The following is a 19892-nucleotide window of genomic DNA, read 5'->3' on the forward strand; positions in this document are numbered from 1 at the left end:
GCTTCGATCGGCTCGCCGAGCGCGCTGTCCCAGGCTGTTCAAGGCGTTGAAGGACGATCTGCCGGCAATCCCGACACCGTGTTGTAGCGGCTCATGATCCGGTCGATCTCCCCGGACATGCGCATGCGCAGCAGGATTCGCATCAGTTGCTGCGCGGGAATCTGCGTGTCGTTGCGCACAATACAGCCCACCGGTTGCTCGTCGATGACAGCCACGCGGCGCAGTTTCTGATTTTCGGGAAGGTTGCGGTTGAACCAGTCCAGCGACCATTGGTTGCCAATGGCATAGCGATAGCGATGGATCTGCAGTTTCTGCAGGACCTGAACCTCACTGCGGGCATCGTCGCGTCTCAGCCGCTGGCTGTCGAAACTGTGCTGCAGCGTGGGGTAAACGTAACCCAGCACCGTGCCGATGGCCTCGTTGTCGAGCTGCCCGGGTTCGACCGGCGCGGCGTTGTCGGGCGTGCTGATCAGCAGGTCGCGCTGGATCAGCAGTGGCAGGCTCCAGGTGTAATCGCCCGAAAGGTTCGGCATCCACGACTGCGCGGCGTAACAGCGCACGTCGATGGCGCCGCGCTCCAGCGTGCGCTGCACGCGCTGGATGGGCACCACGCGATATTCGGCCGCCCGGTCGGCCTGGGCCGCCATGCTTTGCATGATGTCAAACAGTATGCCGCCGGTGGCCTGATGATCATCGATCTGCACCAGCGGCATGGCCCACGCGTCGGCAATGGAAAACCTCAGCGGCGCGTGCTCGGCATGTCCCGTCCCACTTATCAGCAACAAAGCGCTCAGTGCCAGCAGACGCATGTGGTCCCTCTATATGAGCATAACGGCGCTATCAGTGGGCATTCATTCGGCGTTTCCGCTGTCGTGGCAGTCTAGTCGCAGATTGTTTATATGCGCGCACTCATATTGCCCGGATGCATTTTTGCCCCCGCTCCGCTAGCATTAGCGGTCTTCCGCATCCCAGTCGCGACGGTTTTCAATGAGTTATCAGGTTCTTGCACGTAAATGGCGTCCGCGCTCGTTCCGCGAAATGGTCGGCCAGACCCATGTGCTCAAGGCCTTGATCAACGCGCTGGACAGCCAGCGCCTGCACCACGCCTATCTGTTCACCGGCACCCGTGGCGTCGGCAAGACCACCATCGCGCGGATCATCGCCAAGTGCCTGAACTGCGAAACCGGCATCACGTCTTCGCCCTGTGGCGAATGTTCGGTCTGCCGGGAGATCGACGAGGGCCGTTTCGTCGACCTGATCGAGATCGATGCCGCGAGCCGCACCAAGGTCGAAGACACCCGCGAACTGCTCGACAACGTGCAGTACGCCCCGAGCCGCGGACGCTTCAAGGTCTACCTGATCGACGAAGTGCACATGCTCTCCAGCCACTCGTTCAACGCCTTGCTCAAGACGCTGGAAGAGCCGCCGCCCTACGTCAAATTCATCCTCGCGACCACTGACCCGCAGAAACTGCCCGCGACCATCCTGTCGCGTTGCCTGCAGTTCTCGCTGAAAAACATGACGCCCGAGCGCGTGGTCGAGCACCTGACCCACGTGCTGGGCGCTGAAAACATTCCGTTCGAAGACGACGCGCTGTGGCTGCTGGGCCGCGCCGCCGACGGTTCGATGCGCGACGCCATGAGCCTGACCGATCAGGCCATCGCGTTCGGCGAAGGCAAAGTGCTGGCCGCGGATGTCCGGGCGATGCTCGGCACACTGGATCACGGCCAGGTTTACGACGTGCTGACCGCGTTGATCGACGGCGACGCTCGCTCGCTGCTCGAGGCCGTTCGCCATCTGGCCGAGCAGGGGCCGGACTGGAGCGGCGTGCTGTCGGAAATCCTCAATGTGCTGCACCGCGTCGCCATCGCGCAGGCGCTGCCCGAAGGTGTCGACAACGGCCATGGCGACCGCGATCGCGTGTTGGCGCTGGCTCAGGCCTTACCGGCCGAAGACGTTCAGTTCTACTATCAGATGGGCCTCATCGGGCGCCGCGATCTGCCGCTGGCTCCCGATCCGCGAGGCGGGTTCGAGATGGTCCTGCTGCGCATGCTCGCGTTCCGTCCCGCGGACAGTGAAGCGGCACCCAGGCAACCGTTAAAGTCAGTGGGGATCAGCCCGGCCACGGTTGATTCCCGGACAGCGGTGGCAAGTCCGGCGGCCATCGCGCCTACGCCGGACCGCAGCCCGGCAGTCAGTGCGCCAGCGCCTGCTGTCGAAACGCCCGCTGTGCCGGTTGCCCCGGTGCCTGAGCCGGCCACTGCGGCGCAAGAGATCGATCTGCCCTGGAACGAGCCGAAGGCGGCGCCGTTGGCCGCTGTGATCGAGCCCGAGCCGGTGGCCGAAGAGATTCCCGAGCCTGTGCTGGACACTGTGGCCGAGCAGCCTGATCTGACCCCGATGCCGACGCCCGCGCCTGCAAGTCCGGTGCCGGACGCGCCGGAAGTCGAGTCGCAGGAACAGCTGCAGGCCGCCGCCGATGCAGTGACTCCCGCGATGCTCGAGCATGTGCCGGATGCGGTCGCTTATGTGCCGGCGCCGATGGAGCGCGACGACGAGCCGCCACCGGATGACGATTACTACGAGCCGGATGTCGACATCGATCCTGCCTCGTTTGCGTACCTTGACGACCTCGCCCACGACACCGCCGAAGCGGTGGAAAAGGAGCCGGAGTTGCTGCCCGCCGCCAGGCCGGCCACCGGTCTTGCCGCAGACTGGCTGGACATATTCCCGAAACTGCCGGTGTCTGGCATGACCGGCAGCATCGCTGCCAACTGCACGTTGATTTCGGTCGAGGGCGACAACTGGCTGCTGCACCTGGATCCGGCGCACAGCGCGCTGTTCAACTCGACGCAACAGCGCCGTTTGAACGATGCGCTGAACCAATACCATGAACGCACTATCCATCTGAGTATCGAGCTGATCAAGCCAGAGCAGGAGACGCCAGCGCAGGCCGCGGCACGTCGCAGGGCCGATCGCCAGCGTCAGGCCGAAGCCGCCATTCATGGCGATCCGTTCATCAAGCAGATGCTGGAGCAGTTTGGCGCGTTCATTCGCGAAGACACGATTGTGCCGGTGGACGCCCCGGCACAGGCCCATTAATCACCACGAGGCGCTAAGCTCACTTGGCGCCGCGTTACGACCCCAACGACTTTCGAGGAGAACTCCCATGATGAAAGGTGGCATGGCTGGCCTGATGAAGCAGGCCCAGCAGATGCAGGAAAAAATGGCCAAGATGCAGGAAGAACTGGCCAATGCCGAAGTGACCGGCCAGTCCGGCGCAGGCCTTGTGAGCGTGGTGATGACCGGACGCCACGACGTCAAGCGCGTCAGTCTGGACGACAGCCTGATGCAGGAAGACAAGGAAATCCTGGAAGACCTCATCGCCGCCGCCGTCAACGACGCCGTGCGCAAGATCGAGGCCGCCAGCCAGGAGAAGACCGCCAGCATGACCGCCGGCATGCAACTGCCGCCAGGCATGAAACTGCCGTTCTGATCCAGCGTTGGTTGCGTTGCACCGAAAATGCCAGGCCGAGTGCCTGGCATTTTTTATGGGCCGATGATCAGTATTCCGCCTCACTGCGATGCCGGAGCCGAGCTCGTGACCTGTAGGCGTGAGCTTGCTCGCTGAGACGCTTCTGCGACCGCTGCATGTTCAGCGCATGCACCGGCTGCTGGCGCGCAAACTGAGGTTCGACGTTGCGATGAAAAATGATGTCCCTCATATTGCCTGCTGCATTCAACCGAACCCCGTCCGGGCTGAACGGTCTGCTTTCTATAGTCCTTCATTGATCTATCAAGGAGCCGCTCCCGATGTCGCAAGATCTGATCCTCAACCAGCGTATCGTCCTGGCCTCCCGTCCGCAGGGCGCACCGACGCCGGAGAACTTTCGTCTGGAACGTGAAGCTTTGCCTGACCTGCAGGAAGGGCAGCTTCAGCTTCGCACGCTGTACCTTTCCCTCGATCCCTACATGCGTGGCCGCATGAGCGACGCGCCATCCTACGCGCCGCCGGTGGAAATTGACGCGGTGATGGAAGGCGGCGCCGTCAGTGTCGTCGAGCAGTCGCGCAATCCTGCGTTCAGGGAAGGTGACCTGGTAGTGGGGCAGACCGGCTGGCAGACCCACAGCATTTCGGACGGCAAGAACCTCCTGCCCGTGCCGAAGGATATTCCGACTCCGTCCATGGCCGTCGGCGTATTGGGCATGCCCGGTATCACTGGCTACATGGGCCTGATGCACATCGGTCAGCCCAAAGCCGGTGAGACGCTGGTGGTTGCCGCAGCGTCCGGTGCCGTCGGCTCGGTCGTCGGCCAGGTTGCCAAGCTGCACGGTCTGCGCGTGGTGGGCATCGCGGGCGGCATCGACAAATGCCGCTACGTGATGGACGAACTGGGTTTTGACGCATGCATCGATCACCACAGCGAGCACTTTGCCGAGCAACTGAGCGAAGCCTGTCCGAGCGGGATCGACATCTATTTCGAACTCGTCGGCGGTGAGGTGTTCGAGGCCGTCCTGCCGCTGCTCAACCAGCATGCGCGGGTTCCGCTGTGCGGCCTGATTGCGCAATACAACGCTCAGCGGCTGCCCGATGGCCCGAACTACCTGCCGCTGCTGATGCGCACGCTGCTGACCAAGCGCGCGAAAATTCAGGGCTTTATCGTTTACGAAGAGTATTACCATCGCCTGGACGAATTCATGCAGGAGATGGTGCCGCTGGTGAAGGACGGCAAAGTCAAATTCCGCGAGGACGTGGTGGAAGGCCTTGAGCACGCGCCGGACGCCTTCATTGGCATGCTCGAAGGGAAGAACTTTGGCAAGCTGGTGGTGAAGGTGTCGTAAGCGTTATTTGACGCTAATCGGGGGCGCGGGTATAAACCGCGTCTCGTGTTTTTGTCGGACGTTTCTTTAATGAGCTTCAGCCCTCTGATTCGCCAGTTGATCGACTCCCTGCGCATTTTGCCGGGCGTGGGTCAGAAAACCGCTCAACGCATGGCGTTGCAGTTGCTCGAGCGTGATCGCAGTGGCGGCTCGCGACTGGCTCAAGCGCTGAGTCAGGCCATGGAAGGCGTTGGACACTGCAAGCAATGCCGCACGCTGACCGAGGATGAGCTGTGCCCGCAATGCGCCGATAACCGCCGTGACGACACATTGTTGTGCGTCGTGGAGGGGCCGATGGATGTCTACGCCGTCGAGCAGACCGGTTATCGCGGACGTTACTTCGTGCTCAAAGGCCATCTGTCGCCGCTGGACGGGCTGGGTCCTGAAGCGATCGGCATTCCTCAATTGACGGCGCGCATCGAGGAGCAGGGCACGTTCACCGAGGTGATCCTGGCGACCAACCCCACGGTCGAGGGCGAGGCGACGGCGCATTACATCGCTCAGTTGCTCAACAACAAAGGTCTGGTGACTTCCCGGATCGCCCACGGCGTGCCGCTGGGTGGCGAGCTTGAACTGGTGGATGGCGGAACGCTGGCGCACTCGTTCGCGGGACGCAAGCCGATCCAGCTCTGAAATCACACCAATCGCTGTAGGAGCGCGCTTGCCCGCGATCAGGGTGGGTCAGATACACCGTCTTGGCCGACACATCGCAATCGCGGGCAAACGCGCGCTCACAGTGGAAAATTACTGCGCCGTTATTTATCGGTCAACGCGAACTGCGTCAGGCAAAACGTCGGGATTTCCATGTCTTCCAGGCGCTGGGAACCGCCCAGTTCCGGCAAGTCGATGATCGCCGCTGCTTCGTAAACCTTCGCGCCCATGCGGCGGATCAGGTTGGCCGCGGCGATCAGCGTGCCACCGGTCGCGATCAGGTCATCGAACATCACTACCGAATCGCCATCACACAGGCTGTCGGCGTGAACTTCCAGGAACGCTTCGCCGTACTCGGTCTGGTAGCCCTCGGCCAGGACGTCAGCCGGCAATTTGCCTTGTTTGCGGAACAGCACCAGTGGTTTGTTGAGTTCGTAGGCGATGATCGAGCCGATCAGAAAACCCCTCGCGTCCATCGCGCCGACGTGGGTGAATTCCGCATCGATGTAACGCTGGATGAAGCTGTCGATCACTACGCGCAGCGCCTTGGGCGACTGAAACAGCGGGGTGATGTCGCGGAAGATCACGCCGGGCTTGGGGAAATCCACCACCGGGCGGATCAGGGATTTGAAGCTGAACTCGTCGAAAATCATCGAAGGATCCTGGGCAGGAGACTGAAACAAAGGCGCTAGTCTAAGCCTGCCCAAGCCTCGATGCATCAGGTTTCCAGCGAACCACCGGCCAGTGCGCACAGCTGGATCGGGTCCAGAATGTGGATTTCCTTGCCTTCGGCGGCGATCAGCGCGTTCTGCTGGAATCGGGTGAATACTCGCGATACGGTTTCCACCGCAAGCCCCAGATAATTGCCGATTTCATTGCGCGACATGCTCAGGCGGAACTGATTGGCCGAGAACCCCCTGGCCTGAAAACGCGCCGACAGGTTGACCAGAAAGGTCGCGATACGCTCGTCGGCGGTTTTTTTCGAGAGCAGCAACATCATCTGCTGATCGTCGCGGATTTCCCGGCTCATCACCCGCATCAGCTGCCGACGCAATTGAGGCAGTTGCACGGACAGCTCGTCGAGCCGCTCGAAGGGAATTTCGCAGACCGAGGTGGTCTCCATCGCCTGCGCCGACACCGGATAGGCCTCGGCGTCCATGCCCGACAAGCCGACCAGTTCGCTCGGCAGGTGGAAGCCGGTGAGTTGCTCTTCGCCGCCATCGCTGAGGCTGAAGGTTTTCAGCGCGCCAGAGCGCACGGCGTAGACCGAATCGAAAGTGTCGCCCTGGCGAAACAGGAATTCACCTTTTTTCAGTGGACGGCCGCGTTTGACGATTTCGTCCAGTGCATCCATGTCTTCCAGGTTCAGCGAAAGCGGGAGGCACAACGGGGCCAGGCTGCAATCCTTGCAGTGAGCCTGGGTATGAGCGCGCAGTTTTACTGGCTCAGACATCGGGTAATTCCTTGTGAAAATACACACATAAGTCGAAAGGGTAACCCACGGTCAAAGCCCCGACTAGCACGTGCCTTCCATGGCGTGACAAACATTCCTGCCCATGCAAAGGAAAACTCCTATATGACGCGGGAAAATCTCTGACGGTTTTGCATGCTGAGATACGCGTCGAACACCATGCAGATCGACCGCACCAGCAGCCGTCCCGATGGCGTGACGGTCAGCCCTCTGGCATCCAGTTCGATGAGTCCGTCTGTGGCCATGTCCAGTAACTGCGGCCACTCATCAGCGAAGTAATTGCGAAAGTCGATGGCGAAGGTGGCCTCGATGCTGACGAAATCCAGCTGGAAATGACAGATCAGTTGGCCGATGACTGCGCGTCGCAAACGGTCGTCGGCGTTGCGCAGCAGGCCGCGTTTGGTGGCCAGTTGATCGCTGGCGAGCAGGCTCTGGTATTCGGTCAGGTCATTGCTGTTTTGCGCGTACAGATCGCCGACCTGGCTGATGGCCGAGACGCCCAGGCCGATCAGATCGCAGTGACCGTGGGTGGTGTAGCCCTGAAAATTGCGTTGCAGGGTGCCTTCTTCCTGCGCGATCGCCAGGTCGTCGTCGGGCAGGGCGAAATGGTCCATCCCGATGTAGCGATAGCCTGCGCGGGTCAATTGTTCGATGGTGCGCTGCAGCATCTGCAGCTTGTGCTCGGGGCCCGGCAGTTGCGCGGTGTCGATGCGCCGCTGCGGCATGAAGCGTTCCGGCAGGTGCGCGTAGTTGAACACCGAAAGCCGATCGGGCTGCAGCGCGATCACTTCGTCGACCGTGCGGGCGAAGCCGTCGGGCGTCTGCAACGGCAAGCCGTAGATCAGGTCGACGTTCACCGACCGAAATTGCAGCGTGCGCGCAGCCTCGACGATGGCGCGGGTCTCTTCCAGGCTTTGCAGGCGGTTGATTGCGCGCTGCACCAGCGGATCAAGATCCTGCACGCCGAGGCTGACGCGGTTGAAGCCCAGTTCGCGCAACAGGCCCATGGTCGACCAGTCGGCTTCGCGGGGGTCGATTTCGATGCCGTAGTCGGCGGAATGATCGTCCAGCAGATGGAAATGCTGGCGCAGGTGCGCCATGAGCTGCCGCAGTTCCACGTGACTGAGGAAGGTGGGCGTGCCCCCGCCCAGGTGCAGTTGCTCGACCACCTGCCGAGCGTCGACGTGACAGGCGATCATCTCGATCTCGTGTTCCAGCCGTTGCAGGTACGCCTGGGCGCGGCCGCGATCCTTGGTGATCACCTTGTTGCAGGCGCAGTAGTAGCAAATGTTGGCGCAGAACGGGATGTGCACGTAAAGCGACAGCGGCCTGAGCGCCTTGCGGCTTTCGCGCAGGGCGTGGAGCAGGTCGAAGGCGCCTGTCTGCGTATGAAACTGCACGGCAGTGGGGTAGGACGTGTAACGGGGTCCCGCCAGATCGTAGCGGCGGATGAGTTCTGAATCCCAACGAAGGTCGTCGAGCATGCGGGCATTCCCGAAAAGACTGGCGGTGGAAGCAGTTTAGGGAGTGAGCAGCAGGGAAACGTTGATCTGGATCAATACAGGCAGATCCCTCGGCGAGAGACCTTCGCGTGCCGGACGAGCGGTGCCGTCAATGCCCCATCAGCCAGTGCTGATGCGGGCCGGGCAGCGTCCACAGGCCGAACACGATGACCAGCAGACCGCCCGCCACCCGCACGCTGCGGCGGCGCAGCAGCGCGTGGGTGCGTTCGGCGGCAAGGCCGGTGGCGAGCAGCACGGGCCAGGTGCCGACGCCAAAGGCGAGCATCAGCAGGCCGCTGTACCAGGCGTTGCCCTGGCTGGCGGCCCACAGCAACGTGCTGTAAACCAGTCCGCACGGCAACCAGCCCCACAACGCGCCGAGCAACAGGGCACGCGGTGTGCTCGATACTGGCAGCAGGCGGCTGGCGATTGGTTGGATGAAGCGCCACAGCCAGCGGCCCAGGCCTTCGATGCGCGTCAGGCCGCTCCACCAGCCGGCCAGGTACAAGCCCATGCTGATCAGCAACAGCGCGGCAACGACCCGCAGCAACATCGCGCCCGGACTGTTGATCACCGCCCAACCCAGCAGCCCGATCAATAACCCGGCGCAGGCATAGCTGAAAATCCGCCCCAGGTTGTAGGCCGCAAGCAGGCGCAAGCGCCGACTGCGTTGTTCCCTGGGGATCGCCAGGGTCAGCGCGCCCATCAGCCCGCCGCACATGCCCAGGCAGTGGCCGCCGCCAAGCAGGCCGAGAATCAGCGCGCTGACGAGTTGGGGGAGGAGGTCAGCCATGGGCCCGGCCTGCATAGCGTTCGACGTGGGAAACGAGCTGTTCGCCTTGTAGGCGCACGCTTGCTCGCAACCGCGAGGGGCTGGAATCCGGATCAATCATCCGCGGGTTTCTCGCGCGCAGGCGGTACGTTTTTTCCTGATGCTTCATCGACGCCAGCCTTGTGCGCGGGGTCTTGATCGTCGAACAGGATGCTGTGCGCCGGGCTGTCCAGATCGTCATACTGACCGCTGTCCACCGCCCAGAAAAAGATGTAGATCGCCACCGCCACTATCAGCAGCGCGACGGGAATCATGACGTACAGCGCAGGCATCGGGCCTCCTGAAGCAGTTGTGCGGTCATGCTGGCAGCGCACGGCGGTCGGCGCTGAGGGCGGGCGCGGGTGGGCGTTGCTTCATGCGGGTCAGTCGCAGGGCGTTGAGCACCACCACCAGCGAGCTGATCGACATGCCGGCCGCCGCCCACAACGGCGTGATCAGGCCCAGCGCGGCAAACGGCAGCATGAGGCCATTGTACAGACCGGCCCACAGCAGGTTTTCGATGATTATCCGGCGAGTTCGGCGCGCCAGGCTGAATGCCTGCACCAGCGCTTCCAGGCGATTGGACAGCAGGACCGCGTCGGCGCTGGTCTTCGCCAGGTCGGTCGCCGAGCCCATCGCCACGCTGATGTCCGCCGCGCCCAGCACCGGCACGTCATTGACTCCGTCGCCGACCACCAGCACGGTGTGTCCCTGCGCCCGTAACTGCCCAAGAATTGCCAGTTTGTCCTGCGCCTGCAGGCTGCCGCGCGCTTCGTCGATGCGCAGCTGCGCGGCGACGCTGGCAACCATCGGCGAACTGTCGCCGGACAACAGCAGCGTCTTCCAGCCGCGCTGGCGGCACGCGTCGATCAAGTCCGCGGCGTCGTCACGTACACGATCATCCAGCACCAGCCAGGCCAGCGCCTGGTGCGCGTCGCCCAGCAGCAGGCATTGACCCACCTGCTCGGGCAGCGACGGAACCTGGCTGTCACTCAACGCGCAGACGAACGCAGGCTGACCGATGCGCAGAACCCGACCGTCCACGCGACCCTCAAGACCAAGCCCTGGCGTTGCAATCACATCCTGTGCGGTCAGCGGCGTGCTGCCGAATGCCCTGGCGACCGGGTGCTCCGAGTGATTTTCCAGCGCAGCCGCCAGGCACAGGCACTCGTCACTGCTCAACGCGCCAAGGCTGTGAATGGCGCGCAGGGTCAGCCGGCCTTCGGTGAGCGTGCCGGTCTTGTCGAAGATGACCGTGTCGACCTGATTCAGCCCCTCCAGCACATGGCCGCGCGTGAGCAGCAGGCCCAGGGCGTGCAGCGTGCCGGTGGCGGCGGTCAATGCGGTAGGCGTCGCCAGCGACAGCGCGCAGGGGCAGGTCGCAACCAGCATCGCCAGCACGATCCAGAAGGCGCGTGCGGGGTCCAGTTGCCACCACAACAGGCCGATGGCGGCGGCCAGCACCAGCGAGATCATCAGAAACCAGTGCGCGGCCCGGTCGGCAATGCGGGCCAGCGGCGGCTTTTCCGTCTGCGCCCGCTCCAGCAGCCGGACGATGGCGGACAGGCGGGTGTCATGGCCCAGCGCGAGCACTTCGACGGTCAAGGCGCTTTCGACGTTGGCCGTGCCCGCCGTGACGGCATCACCCGTGCGCCGCGGCTGGGGCAAGTATTCACCGCTGAGCAGCGACTCATCGAGGCTGGATTGTCCGGCGACGATCCTGCCGTCCGCGGGCAAAACCGCGCCAGGATGGACCAGCACCCGATCGTGCAGACGCAGTTCGCTGAGCAGGATGCGCTCGGTCTGGCCGTCTTCTTTCACGCGCAGACAGGACGCCGGCAGCAGATTCACCAGTTGCGAGGTGGCAGCGGCGGTGCGTTCCCGCGCGCGGCGCTCCAGATAGCGCCCGGTCAGCAAGAACAGGGCGAACATGCCGACCGCGTCGAAATACAGCTCACCCACACCGGTGATCGCCGTCCAGATGCCTGCCAGATAAGCCGCGCCGATGGCCAGCGACACCGAAACATCCATCGTCAGACGTCGGGTTCTCAGGTCGCGCACTGCACCCTTGAAGAAGGGCGCACAGCTGTAAAAGACAATCGGCGTTGTCAGAAACATCGCCACCCAGCGCAGGATCGTGTGCATGTCCGGGCTGAGATCGAGGCTGAACTCCGGCCATGTGGCCATCGTCGCCATCATCGCCTGGAACCAGAGCAGACCAGCCACGCCCAGTTGCCGCAGGCTGCGGCGATTCTCCGAGGCCAGATGCTCGGTCGCCTGATCGGTCTGGTAAGGATGAGCCGCGTAGCCAATGCTGCGCAGCTGACTCATCACCTCGCTCAGCGCCAGTTGCGCATCGTCCCAGCGCAGGTGCAGACGATGGCTGGACAGGTTCAGGCGCGCTTCGGCCACGGCCGGCAAGGTGCGCAGATGGCGCTCGATCAGCCAGCCGCAGGCCGCGCAACTGATGCCGTCGATCATCAGGGTGGCTTCGGCGAGGGACTCGTCGTGGCGCACGAATGACGCCTGCACATCGGGGCGGTCGTACAGCGTCTGCTCGTCAGGCAGTGGCAGCGCCAGGGTTTGCGGGTTGGTCGAGGCCTCGCTGCGGTGCTGATAATAGCTTTCCAGGCCGCCTTCGACGATGGCCTGGGCGATGGCCTGGCAGCCCGGGCAGCAGAAATCCCGAGGCTCGCCGAGCACCGTGGCGAGGTAGCGGTTGCCCGATGGAACGGGCAGTGCGCAGTGATAGCAGGGGCGGGGAGTGTTCACGTCGTCACTTCTTTTCCGCGCCCTGAAGCGGCTCGTCGCCCAGCACCAGCGCTTTGTCGCGGGCAATGAGCTCCTCTTCGAACAGGCGCCAGGTCCGGGCGTTGTCCACGCCCAGCAATTCGACGAAACGCCGGCCTTCAACCCGGTCGCTCAGTTGCCCGACGTAACGTCCGGGTTGCGCAGGATTACGCGCCAGAACGACCTTGCGATCCTTCTCCGGCTGCGTCGGCGAAATCAGGTTGAGCACCATGGTTTCCGGCTGACTGTCGCCGTTGAGCCGCACATCGACCTCACCGGTCAGCGCGTCCAGCTGGATCGTGGCGCGCAGCTTCAGCGTCTGCGCGAGCCATTCGCGATCCAGCGAACGGTTGATGCCTTTGCCGGCCTCGTAATAGTTGTCGGTCACCAGGTTGTCCGGGTGATTGACGGCAATCGTCACCATGGACAGGGTCAGCGTGACCGAGCAGGCGAGGATGGCGATGATGATCCATGGCCACAGATGCCGGTACCAGGGACTTGCAGCGGTTGCGACGCTCATTGATGACTTCTCTCAACGCACCTGTGGGCCAATGAAACGGCTTTTTGCCTGAGTTTCGCTGCCACTGTCTTCGACGTCCCGCAGGATGAATTTCACCTCGTTGGTGCTCGACGGCAGTTGTTCTGGCGCCACCGACAGCTCGACCGGCAAGGTGACGATTTCACCCGCCGGCACCTTGATCTCGCGCCGCCCTTGCAGCTTCAGGTCCGCAAGGCCCGTGGCGTCCAGCACGTAGACGTGATCGACCTGATCCTTGTTCATGACCTTGAGGCTGTACACGTTTTCAATGCGCCCTTCGGCATTCTCACGGTACAGAACGCGGTCCTTGCTGACGTCGAAACCCACCAGCGAGCGCATGAAGAACGCGCCCGTCAGCACGCCGATCATCACCAGCAGCACCACCGCGTAGCCAATCAGACGCGGCCGCAGGGTGTGCGTAGTCTGGCCGGACAGGTTGTGTTCGGTGGTGTAACTGATCAGCCCGCGTGGGTAGTTCATCTTGTCCATGATCGTGTCGCAGGCATCGATGCAGGCTGCGCAGCCGATGCACTCGATCTGCAGGCCGTCACGGATGTCGATGCCGGTGGGGCAGACTTGTACGCACATGGTGCAGTCGATGCAATCGCCCAGGCCCTGCGCTTTGTAATCCAGCTCTTTTTTTCGCGGGCCTCGTTTCTCGCCGCGACGGGGGTCGTAAGAAACGATCAGCGTGTCCTTGTCGAACATCACGCTCTGGAAGCGCGCATAAGGGCACATGTAGATGCACACCTGCTCGCGCAGCCAGCCGGCGTTGCCGTAAGTGGCAAGGGTGAAGAAGCCGACCCAGAAGTAAGACCAGCCATCGGCCCGACCAGTGATGAAGTCGACGACCAGTTCGCGGATCGGCGAGAAGTAGCCGACGAAGGTCAGCCCGGTGAGCAGCCCGATCAGCAGCCACAGGCTGTGCTTGGCCAGCTTGCGGGTGAATTTGCCGGCGCTCATCGGCGACTTGTCCAGCTTCATCCGCTGATTGCGATCGCCTTCGGTGACCTTCTCGCACCACATGAAAATCCATGTCCAGACGCTCTGCGGGCAGGTGTAGCCGCACCAGACGCGCCCCGCGAATACGGTGATGAAAAACAGCCCGAATGCGCTGACGATCAGAATGCCGGACAACAGGATGAAATCCTGCGGCCAGAAGGTGGCGCCGAAGATGTAGAACTTGCGTTCCGGCAGGTTCCACCAGACCGCCTGATGGCCGCCCCAGTCGAGCCAGACGGTGCCGAAATAAAGCAGGAACAGGACGATGCCGCCGCTGATTCGCAGGTTGCGGAACAGACCGGAAAAGGCCCGGGTGTAGATCTTCTCCCGCGAAGCGTAGAGATCGACGGTGTCGCCGTCTTTTCTGGTCGGCGGCGTGACGTTGTGTACCGGTATTTGTTCGCTCATCGCAACGTCCCACGGAAGGGGAATCTGCCCCGGCCAGTGCGTGCCGGTCGGGGTCGTTATTCATGGTTTTGCCACGCCTGTCGCCCCTCTGATTTTAGTCTATGGGGCGGTCTGCGTGGCTTACGGGATACTCGCTCAGGGCTATACCCGGTATGGCGCGCGATCCTCGTTAAGCTGGCTGATCCACGGGTTGATAAGTGCTACCCCGCTGCCTGCAAAATCAGCGGTATTGCGTGTGACCACCGTCATGCCATGTACCAATGCCGTGGCAGCGATCAATGCGTCGTACTCGCTGCGAGGATCCGGTACGTGCAATCGGGCACATTTGCTCGCTACAGCGGTGTCGATGGGCAGGATTCGGCCCGCAAATGCAGGTAAAACATGGTGCTCCAGCCACGTTCTGAGCAGCTTCGATTGCGCAGCATCGTGACGTTCGAGCCGCAGGATGCCAGTCTCAAGCTCAAGCACTGTGATGGACGACAAATACAGGCTGGAGGCCGGGATTGGCCGTGCCCATCTCATCACGCTGGGTGCTGCCCTGTGATTCTTTCGCAGTTCAGAGACGACATTGGTGTCGAGCAGGTACATCAGGAAAAGTCCACCGCGCGTTGAGTGACAACGGCACGTTGCGGCTCGAAATCAATGTCTTCAGTGCCAGGCATCGCCAGCATGTCAATAATGCTGGCGGATCCGCCGGCCAGCTTTTGATAGTCCTCGATAGTCAGAAGCACGTGAGCCGGGCGTCCTCGGTCGGTAATGAATACGGGCCCCTCCTTGGTGGCTTTTTTGGCTCCGCTGGTGTCTTGATTGAATTCCCGGCTGGTTATCGTCGTGATCATGGGATGGGCAACTCCTTGGCATATGAATGTAGTTACGTTGCTACTCGGTTGTTGCGCATCCTATGCCCGCTGCAGCACTTCCACAACAGTCAATATGTAACGAAAGGAGGGCCTCGCCATTTTCCGCCAGCGAGGCGCCGTTTCTACTACTCCTGCTCATCCGCCTGGCTCTTCTCGCCATGGGAAAGGCTGTACACATACGCTGCCAGCAAATGCACCTTGTCGTTTCCCTGCAGTAACTCCTGCGCCGGCATCTGGCCCTGACGACCGTAGCGAATCGTCTGCTGGAGTTGCGCGAAGCTTGAGCCATAAATAAAGGCCGTCGGGTGGGTCAGATCCGGAGCGCCCATTGCCGGCGTGCCTTTGCCTTCGGGGCCGTGGCAGGCCACGCAGTTGGCAGCAAATATCTTCTGCCCCGCCGCCGCATCGGCCTTGGCATCGTCCGGCAATTTGCGGCCATCAAGACGGGTCAGGACAAAGGCGGCGACATCACGGACGCCTTGATCGCCGACCACTTCGCCCCACGCGGGCATCACGGCATGGCGCCCGCCCATGATGGTGGTCTTGATGGTCTGCGGATCACCGCCCCAGCGCCAGTCGGCGTCGGTCAGGTTCGGGAAGCCGTAGGCACCTTTGGCGTCCGACCCGTGGCAGACCGAGCAGTTGGAGGCGAACAGGCGCCCACCCATTTTCAGCGCTTGTGGATCTTTGGCGACGTCTTCGATCGGCATGGCGGCGAATCGGGCGAAAATTGGCCCGAAACGGGCGTCCGACCGGGCCATCTCTTTCTCCCACTCGTGCACGCCGGTCCAGCCCGCCTTGCCGTCGGAGAACGTCACCTGCTTGTCGTTGTCGGCGTATTCGTAACCCGGCAGCAATCCCGTCCAGTTGCCAAGGCCCGGGTACAGCGCCAGGTAGCCGAGGGCAAAAATGATGGTGCCGACGAACAGCATGAACCACCACTTGGGCAGCGGGTTGTCGTATTCCTCGATGCCGTCGAAGGAGTGGCCGACGGTTTCGTCGGTGGTGTCGGCGCGCTGACCTTTGCGGGTCGCCAGCAGCAACCAGCTCAGCGAGAAGATCGTGCCCAGCGTCAGCACGGTGACGTATAGGCTCCAGAACGTAGTCATTGTGCGCGGCTCCTGGAGGTTTTCGCCTGCTCGAGCTGTTTGATCGCCTCGGGATCGTCGGCAAAGGGCAGCAGGGTCGCATCGTCGAACTCAGCCTTGCGGCGGGGGCTGAACACCCACAGCGAAAGGCCGATGAACGCAACCATCACCACGATCGTGCCAAGACCTCGAATCATTCCGATATCCATCGTGATCACCGTTTGCTTTTGATGAGGGTGCCCAGGCCTTGCAAGTAGGCCACCAGTGCGTCCATCTCGGTCTTGCCGCGAACGGCATCGCCGGCACCGGCGATGTCCTCGTCGGTGTACGGCACGCCGAGGCTGCGCATCACCTCCATTTTCTTGCCGGTGTTCTTGCCGTCGAGCCGGTTTTCCACCAGGAACGGGTATGCCGGCATGATCGACTCGGGCACCACGTTGCGCGGGTTGTACAGGTGCGCACGATGCCAGTCATCCGAGTAACGTCCGCCGACGCGAGCCAGGTCGGGCCCGGTACGTTTTGAGCCCCACAGGAACGGGTGATCCCAGACGCTTTCGCCCGCCACCGAATAGTGGCCGTAGCGCTCGGTTTCGGCCCGGAACGGCCGGATCATCTGGGAGTGACAGCCTACGCAGCCATTGGCGATGAACACGTCGCGGCCTTCCAGTTCAAGGGCCGGACGCGGCTTCATGCCTTCGACGGGCTTGTTGGTAACGTCTTGGAAAAATAGCGGCACGATCTGCGTCAGGCCACCCACGGCCACCGCGATGACCATGAAGATCGACAGCAGGCCGATGTTCTTTTCGAGGGTTTCGTGTCTGATCATCAGTGCGCTCCCACGACGGCGATTTGGGCAGCCGCTTCGGCTTCTTCGGCGTTCGACGCACGGACCGTCCGGTACACGTTATAGGCCATGAACAGCATGCCGCTGGCGAAAAACGCTCCGCCCAGGGCGCGCACGATGTAACCCGGATGACTGGCCTGCAGCGCTTCGACGAACGAGTACGTCAGCGTGCCGTCATCGTTGATGGCGCGCCACATCAGGCCCTGGGTGATGCCGTTGACCCACATCGAGGCGATGTACAGCACGGTGCCGATGGTGGCGAGCCAGAAATGCGTGTTGATCAGGCCGATGCTGTGCATCTGCGGGCGTCCGAAAATTCTCGGAATCATGTGGTACACCGCGCCGATGGAGATCATCGCCACCCAACCCAAGGCGCCAGCGTGAACGTGGCCAATGGTCCAGTCGGTGTAGTGAGAAAGCGAGTTGACGGTCTTGATGGCCATCATCGGCCCCTCGAACGTCGACATCCCGTAGAACGCCAAGGACACCACCAGAAAACGCAGGATCGGGTCGGTGCGCAATTTATGCCAGGCGCCGGAAAGGGTCATCATGCCGTTGATCATGCCGCCCCAGCTGGGCGCCAGCAGGATGATCGACATCACCATTCCCAGCGACTGCGCCCAGTCGGGCAGGGCGGTGTAGTGCAAATGGTGCGGGCCGGCCCAGATATACAGGGTGATCAGCGCCCAGAAGTGCACGATGGACAGGCGATACGAATAGATCGGACGTTCGGCCTGTTTCGGAACGAAGTAGTACATCATCCCGAGAAAGCCGGTCGTGAGGAAAAAGCCTACAGCGTTGTGCCCGTACCACCATTGAATCATCGCGTCAGTCGCGCCTGAGTAGGCCGAATACGACTTGAACAGGCTCACCGGCAGCGAGATGTGGTTGACGATGTGCAGCATGGCGGTCACCACAATGAACGCGCCGTAGAACCAGTTGCCGACGTAGATGTGCTTGGTTTTGCGCTTGACGATGGTGCCGAAGAACACCGCCGCGTAGGTGATCCAGACGATTGCCAGGAGGATCGCGATCGGCCATTCCAGTTCGGCGTACTCCTTGGTGGTCGTGTAGCCCATCGGCAAGGTGACGATGGCGCCGACGATCACCGCCTGCCAGCCCCAGAAGTGAAACGCCGCCATGCCGTCGGAAATCAGCCGCGTCTGACACGTGCGTTGCACGACGTAATAGGAAGTGGCGAACAGGGCGCAGCCACCGAAGGCGAAGATCACAAGGTTAGTGTGCAGCGGGCGCAGGCGTCCGAATGTGGTCCACGGCAGGCCGAAGTTGAGGTCAGGCCAGACCAGTTGCGAGGCAATGAAGACGCCGAGCCCCATGCCAACGATCCCCCAGACCACCGTCATGATGGCGAACTGGCGGACCACCTTATAGTTATAAGCAGTCGGACTGATTGCTGTGCTCATTATAGGGTTCCACGGTTTGGGTATTTTATTAGTGTGGTAACGGCCGCAACATCGTGTAAGCGTAGACCTTTTGCCGCGCCGCAAGCGGCGGGTCAGGTCAACGGAAAACGCCTGATGCGGTTTTCAGACAGACGCCCACGCACTGGGTCAATGAGGTTCTGCCCACGTGGGCCGAAAGTGCGGGGGACAGGTCGATGGGGACAGCGCGCGTGAGTGGGGAATTGGATACAACCCGGCGGGTGACGAACAGATCGGCGCTGTCTGTCTGCAAGCGGGTTGGAGTACCGTGCACAATCCTTCTACCAAGCCTGTGGCCGGCTGTTGCCGAACCACTCTGCGACGCAAGCTTAGACGCGAAACGCTGGCGTGGGAAGCCTCGCGATTGATGAGTGCGACACTTGGTCGCGCAATCGCATCGAACCGCCGCGTCCTTCGGCAGACGCGGCGCTCGATGATTCGACACAGTGCTGAAACGTTCCTCTTGCAGTCTTTCCGTGCGCTGCAGGAGTGTTTCTGCACCTCAAGTTGTATACAAAAATGCCGTCGACGGTTGCACGTTTCATCGCCCAAAAAAATTTGGCCCGAGCTGGCAGATGGCATCGGCGATCGTCGCGGTTGATCGACCCATGCCGGAGCGAAGCCTGTTTCCGAGAATGAAACCGCCCGGTTGCGTGCGGGTTGGGGCGCTCATCCTTCCGGTGCTTTCGTCCGAAGTGCTCTGGCAGGGTAGAACCGCCGAGCTGAACCCAGGCTGTCTCCGCCGGCAATCTTCATGAGCGTCAGTCGGGCATCTGTCAGCGTGACGTGCTTGACAATGGCTCAGGCGCCAAAGGCCGGCCTGCACGTTTCCCCGCGCGCGGCAGCCTCTTTGCCCGGCATAATGCACGGCATACAACCGTTGCCGCCGACAAGGCGTAATCGAAGAGGCAAGCATGAGCAAAGGTCAACCGGCGAGCACTGACGCCGATCAATGTGCGCAACTGGCCCGGCAGCATGGATGGCTGTGGACGGCACCGACGAACAGCCAGGCTGTAAAATCGGCCACCTTGATTCTCGCTCACGGCGCCGGCGCGCCGATGGACAGCGAGTTCATGAATGACATCGCCGCGCGCCTTGCCGCTTCAGGTGTTGGCGTGTTGCGATTCGAATTTCCCTACATGGCACAACGCCGTGCGGATGGCGGAAGACGTCCGCCGAACCCGCAGGCGAAACTGCTGGAATGCTGGCATCAGGTCTACGCTGCAGTGCGTCCGGTGGTCAGCGGACGACTGGCGATCGGGGGCAAATCCATGGGTGGGCGCATGGCCAGCCTGGTCGCCGATGAGCTTCAGGCGCAGGCGCTGATTTGCCTTGGCTATCCGTTCTATGCGGCGGGTAAACCGGAAAAGCCGAGGGTGGCTCATCTGGCCGATCTACGCACGCCGACCCTGATCGTCCAAGGCGAGCGCGATGCGCTGGGCAATCGCGAGGCGGTCGAAGGCTATAAGCTGTCATCCAGCATCGAAGTGCACTGGCTGCCGACGGCCAATCATGACCTCAAACCCCTGAAATCGGCAAGCGTCAGCTACGCCGACTGTCTGCAGGACACGGCGGATCGCATCGCGGCGCGCCTGCTGGGTTGA

The 19892-nt window shown here is 62.1% G+C and carries 20 protein-coding genes; 5 read left to right on the forward strand and 15 right to left on the reverse strand.

The window, feature by feature from the left end; translation table 11 throughout:
- Positions 1-38: 38 nt before the first annotated feature.
- Complete coding sequence (locus tag QRN36_RS21530) at positions 39-809, reverse strand: ABC transporter substrate-binding protein (RefSeq protein WP_285425918.1); 771 nt, start codon at positions 807-809, stop codon at positions 39-41.
- Between the two features lie 178 nt (positions 810-987).
- Here QRN36_RS21530 and dnaX point away from each other — a divergent pair, with 178 nt between their 5' ends.
- The 4 genes from dnaX (at position 988) to recR (ending at position 5514) form a co-directional block, all read left to right on the forward strand.
- Positions 988-3102, forward strand: a complete 2115-nt coding sequence (gene dnaX / locus QRN36_RS21535; protein ID WP_285425919.1) for a DNA polymerase III subunit gamma/tau — start codon at positions 988-990, stop codon at positions 3100-3102.
- Between the two features lie 67 nt (positions 3103-3169).
- Positions 3170-3496 (forward strand): YbaB/EbfC family nucleoid-associated protein, encoded by a 327-nt coding sequence (locus QRN36_RS21540; protein WP_062385680.1) that lies wholly within the window; start codon positions 3170-3172, stop codon positions 3494-3496.
- Positions 3497-3813: 317 nt separating this feature from the next.
- A complete protein-coding gene (locus tag QRN36_RS21545; protein ID WP_285425920.1) occupies positions 3814-4842 on the forward strand; it encodes an NADP-dependent oxidoreductase in 1029 nt (342 codons plus the stop codon).
- A gap of 69 nt (positions 4843-4911) precedes the next feature.
- Positions 4912-5514: a recombination mediator RecR gene (gene recR / locus QRN36_RS21550; RefSeq protein ID WP_285425921.1), complete on the forward strand. Its 603-nt coding sequence runs from the start codon at positions 4912-4914 to the stop codon at positions 5512-5514.
- A 122-nt stretch (positions 5515-5636) separates the two neighbouring features.
- Here the strand turns inward: recR and QRN36_RS21555 are convergent, their stop codons facing one another.
- From QRN36_RS21555 to ccoN, 14 genes are all read right to left on the reverse strand, one after another.
- Positions 5637-6185: an adenine phosphoribosyltransferase gene (locus QRN36_RS21555; RefSeq protein ID WP_285425922.1), complete on the reverse strand. Its 549-nt coding sequence runs from the start codon at positions 6183-6185 to the stop codon at positions 5637-5639.
- 65 nt (positions 6186-6250) lie between these two features.
- Positions 6251-6985 (reverse strand): fumarate/nitrate reduction transcriptional regulator Fnr, encoded by a 735-nt coding sequence (gene fnr / locus QRN36_RS21560; protein ID WP_093459431.1) that lies wholly within the window; start codon positions 6983-6985, stop codon positions 6251-6253.
- Between the two features lie 119 nt (positions 6986-7104).
- Positions 7105-8487, reverse strand: a complete 1383-nt coding sequence (gene hemN, locus QRN36_RS21565; protein WP_285425923.1) for an oxygen-independent coproporphyrinogen III oxidase — start codon at positions 8485-8487, stop codon at positions 7105-7107.
- A 127-nt stretch (positions 8488-8614) separates the two neighbouring features.
- A complete protein-coding gene (locus tag QRN36_RS21570; protein WP_285425924.1) occupies positions 8615-9298 on the reverse strand; it encodes a sulfite exporter TauE/SafE family protein in 684 nt (227 codons plus the stop codon).
- Between the two features lie 92 nt (positions 9299-9390).
- Positions 9391-9609, reverse strand: a complete 219-nt coding sequence (gene ccoS / locus QRN36_RS21575; RefSeq protein WP_285425925.1) for a cbb3-type cytochrome oxidase assembly protein CcoS — start codon at positions 9607-9609, stop codon at positions 9391-9393.
- A 25-nt stretch (positions 9610-9634) separates the two neighbouring features.
- The gene (locus QRN36_RS21580) at positions 9635-12088 is read right to left on the reverse strand and encodes a heavy metal translocating P-type ATPase (RefSeq protein ID WP_285425926.1); all 2454 of its coding nucleotides are present in this window, start codon (positions 12086-12088) and stop codon (positions 9635-9637) included.
- 4 nt (positions 12089-12092) lie between these two features.
- A complete protein-coding gene (locus tag QRN36_RS21585) occupies positions 12093-12626 on the reverse strand; it encodes a FixH family protein (RefSeq protein ID WP_285425927.1) in 534 nt (177 codons plus the stop codon).
- Positions 12627-12638: 12 nt separating this feature from the next.
- Positions 12639-14054 carry a cytochrome c oxidase accessory protein CcoG gene (gene ccoG, locus QRN36_RS21590; protein WP_285425928.1) on the reverse strand — a complete coding sequence of 472 codons (1416 nt, stop codon included), beginning with the start codon at positions 14052-14054 and terminating at the stop codon, positions 12639-12641.
- Between the two features lie 141 nt (positions 14055-14195).
- Positions 14196-14642 (reverse strand): type II toxin-antitoxin system VapC family toxin, encoded by a 447-nt coding sequence (locus tag QRN36_RS21595; RefSeq protein WP_285425929.1) that lies wholly within the window; start codon positions 14640-14642, stop codon positions 14196-14198.
- A complete protein-coding gene (locus QRN36_RS21600; protein WP_285425930.1) occupies positions 14642-14893 on the reverse strand; it encodes a type II toxin-antitoxin system Phd/YefM family antitoxin in 252 nt (83 codons plus the stop codon). The genes QRN36_RS21595 and QRN36_RS21600 overlap by 1 nt, the downstream gene beginning before the upstream one ends.
- A gap of 146 nt (positions 14894-15039) precedes the next feature.
- Entirely contained in the window at positions 15040-16023 is a 984-nt protein-coding gene (gene ccoP, locus QRN36_RS21605; protein ID WP_285425931.1) for a cytochrome-c oxidase, cbb3-type subunit III, read from the reverse strand.
- On the reverse strand, positions 16020-16211 hold the full coding sequence (locus tag QRN36_RS21610) for a cbb3-type cytochrome c oxidase subunit 3 (protein WP_093459415.1): 192 nt from the start codon (positions 16209-16211) through the stop codon (positions 16020-16022). The genes ccoP and QRN36_RS21610 overlap by 4 nt, the downstream gene beginning before the upstream one ends.
- A 5-nt stretch (positions 16212-16216) precedes the next feature.
- On the reverse strand, positions 16217-16828 hold the full coding sequence (gene ccoO, locus QRN36_RS21615) for a cytochrome-c oxidase, cbb3-type subunit II (RefSeq protein WP_285425932.1): 612 nt from the start codon (positions 16826-16828) through the stop codon (positions 16217-16219).
- Positions 16828-18270: a cytochrome-c oxidase, cbb3-type subunit I gene (gene ccoN / locus QRN36_RS21620; RefSeq protein WP_285425933.1), complete on the reverse strand. Its 1443-nt coding sequence runs from the start codon at positions 18268-18270 to the stop codon at positions 16828-16830. Before ccoN ends, ccoO begins: the two co-directional genes overlap by 1 nt.
- A gap of 932 nt (positions 18271-19202) precedes the next feature.
- Here ccoN and QRN36_RS21625 point away from each other — a divergent pair.
- Positions 19203-19892, forward strand: coding sequence for an alpha/beta family hydrolase (locus QRN36_RS21625; RefSeq protein WP_285425934.1), 690 nt, complete (start codon positions 19203-19205; stop codon positions 19890-19892).

Source organism: Pseudomonas sp. efr-133-TYG-103a (assembly GCF_030209235.1).
GTDB lineage: Bacteria > Pseudomonadota > Gammaproteobacteria > Pseudomonadales > Pseudomonadaceae > Aquipseudomonas.

Bases quoted from the DNA above. Each gene is read 5' to 3' on its own strand.
- QRN36_RS21545 (WP_285425920.1), top strand. From the start codon at position 3,814: ATGTCGCAAGATCTGATCCTCAACCAGCGTATCGTCCTGGCCTCCCGT.
- ccoS (WP_285425925.1), bottom strand. From the start codon at position 9,609: ATGCCTGCGCTGTACGTCATGATTCCCGTCGCGCTGCTGATAGTGGCG.
- QRN36_RS21610 (WP_093459415.1), bottom strand. From the start codon at position 16,211: ATGGATATCGGAATGATTCGAGGTCTTGGCACGATCGTGGTGATGGTT.
- fnr (WP_093459431.1), bottom strand. From the start codon at position 6,985: ATGTCTGAGCCAGTAAAACTGCGCGCTCATACCCAGGCTCACTGCAAG.
- QRN36_RS21625 (WP_285425934.1), top strand. From the start codon at position 19,203: ATGAGCAAAGGTCAACCGGCGAGCACTGACGCCGATCAATGTGCGCAA.
- QRN36_RS21585 (WP_285425927.1), bottom strand. From the start codon at position 12,626: ATGAGCGTCGCAACCGCTGCAAGTCCCTGGTACCGGCATCTGTGGCCA.
- QRN36_RS21570 (WP_285425924.1), bottom strand. From the start codon at position 9,298: ATGGCTGACCTCCTCCCCCAACTCGTCAGCGCGCTGATTCTCGGCCTG.
- ccoO (WP_285425932.1), bottom strand. From the start codon at position 16,828: ATGATCAGACACGAAACCCTCGAAAAGAACATCGGCCTGCTGTCGATC.
- ccoP (WP_285425931.1), bottom strand. From the start codon at position 16,023: ATGACTACGTTCTGGAGCCTATACGTCACCGTGCTGACGCTGGGCACG.
- ccoG (WP_285425928.1), bottom strand. From the start codon at position 14,054: ATGAGCGAACAAATACCGGTACACAACGTCACGCCGCCGACCAGAAAA.
- ccoN (WP_285425933.1), bottom strand. From the start codon at position 18,270: ATGAGCACAGCAATCAGTCCGACTGCTTATAACTATAAGGTGGTCCGC.
- recR (WP_285425921.1), top strand. From the start codon at position 4,912: ATGAGCTTCAGCCCTCTGATTCGCCAGTTGATCGACTCCCTGCGCATT.
- QRN36_RS21540 (WP_062385680.1), top strand. From the start codon at position 3,170: ATGATGAAAGGTGGCATGGCTGGCCTGATGAAGCAGGCCCAGCAGATG.
- QRN36_RS21595 (WP_285425929.1), bottom strand. From the start codon at position 14,642: ATGTACCTGCTCGACACCAATGTCGTCTCTGAACTGCGAAAGAATCAC.
- hemN (WP_285425923.1), bottom strand. From the start codon at position 8,487: ATGCTCGACGACCTTCGTTGGGATTCAGAACTCATCCGCCGCTACGAT.
- dnaX (WP_285425919.1), top strand. From the start codon at position 988: ATGAGTTATCAGGTTCTTGCACGTAAATGGCGTCCGCGCTCGTTCCGC.
- QRN36_RS21600 (WP_285425930.1), bottom strand. From the start codon at position 14,893: ATGATCACGACGATAACCAGCCGGGAATTCAATCAAGACACCAGCGGA.
- QRN36_RS21530 (WP_285425918.1), bottom strand. From the start codon at position 809: ATGCGTCTGCTGGCACTGAGCGCTTTGTTGCTGATAAGTGGGACGGGA.
- QRN36_RS21555 (WP_285425922.1), bottom strand. From the start codon at position 6,185: ATGATTTTCGACGAGTTCAGCTTCAAATCCCTGATCCGCCCGGTGGTG.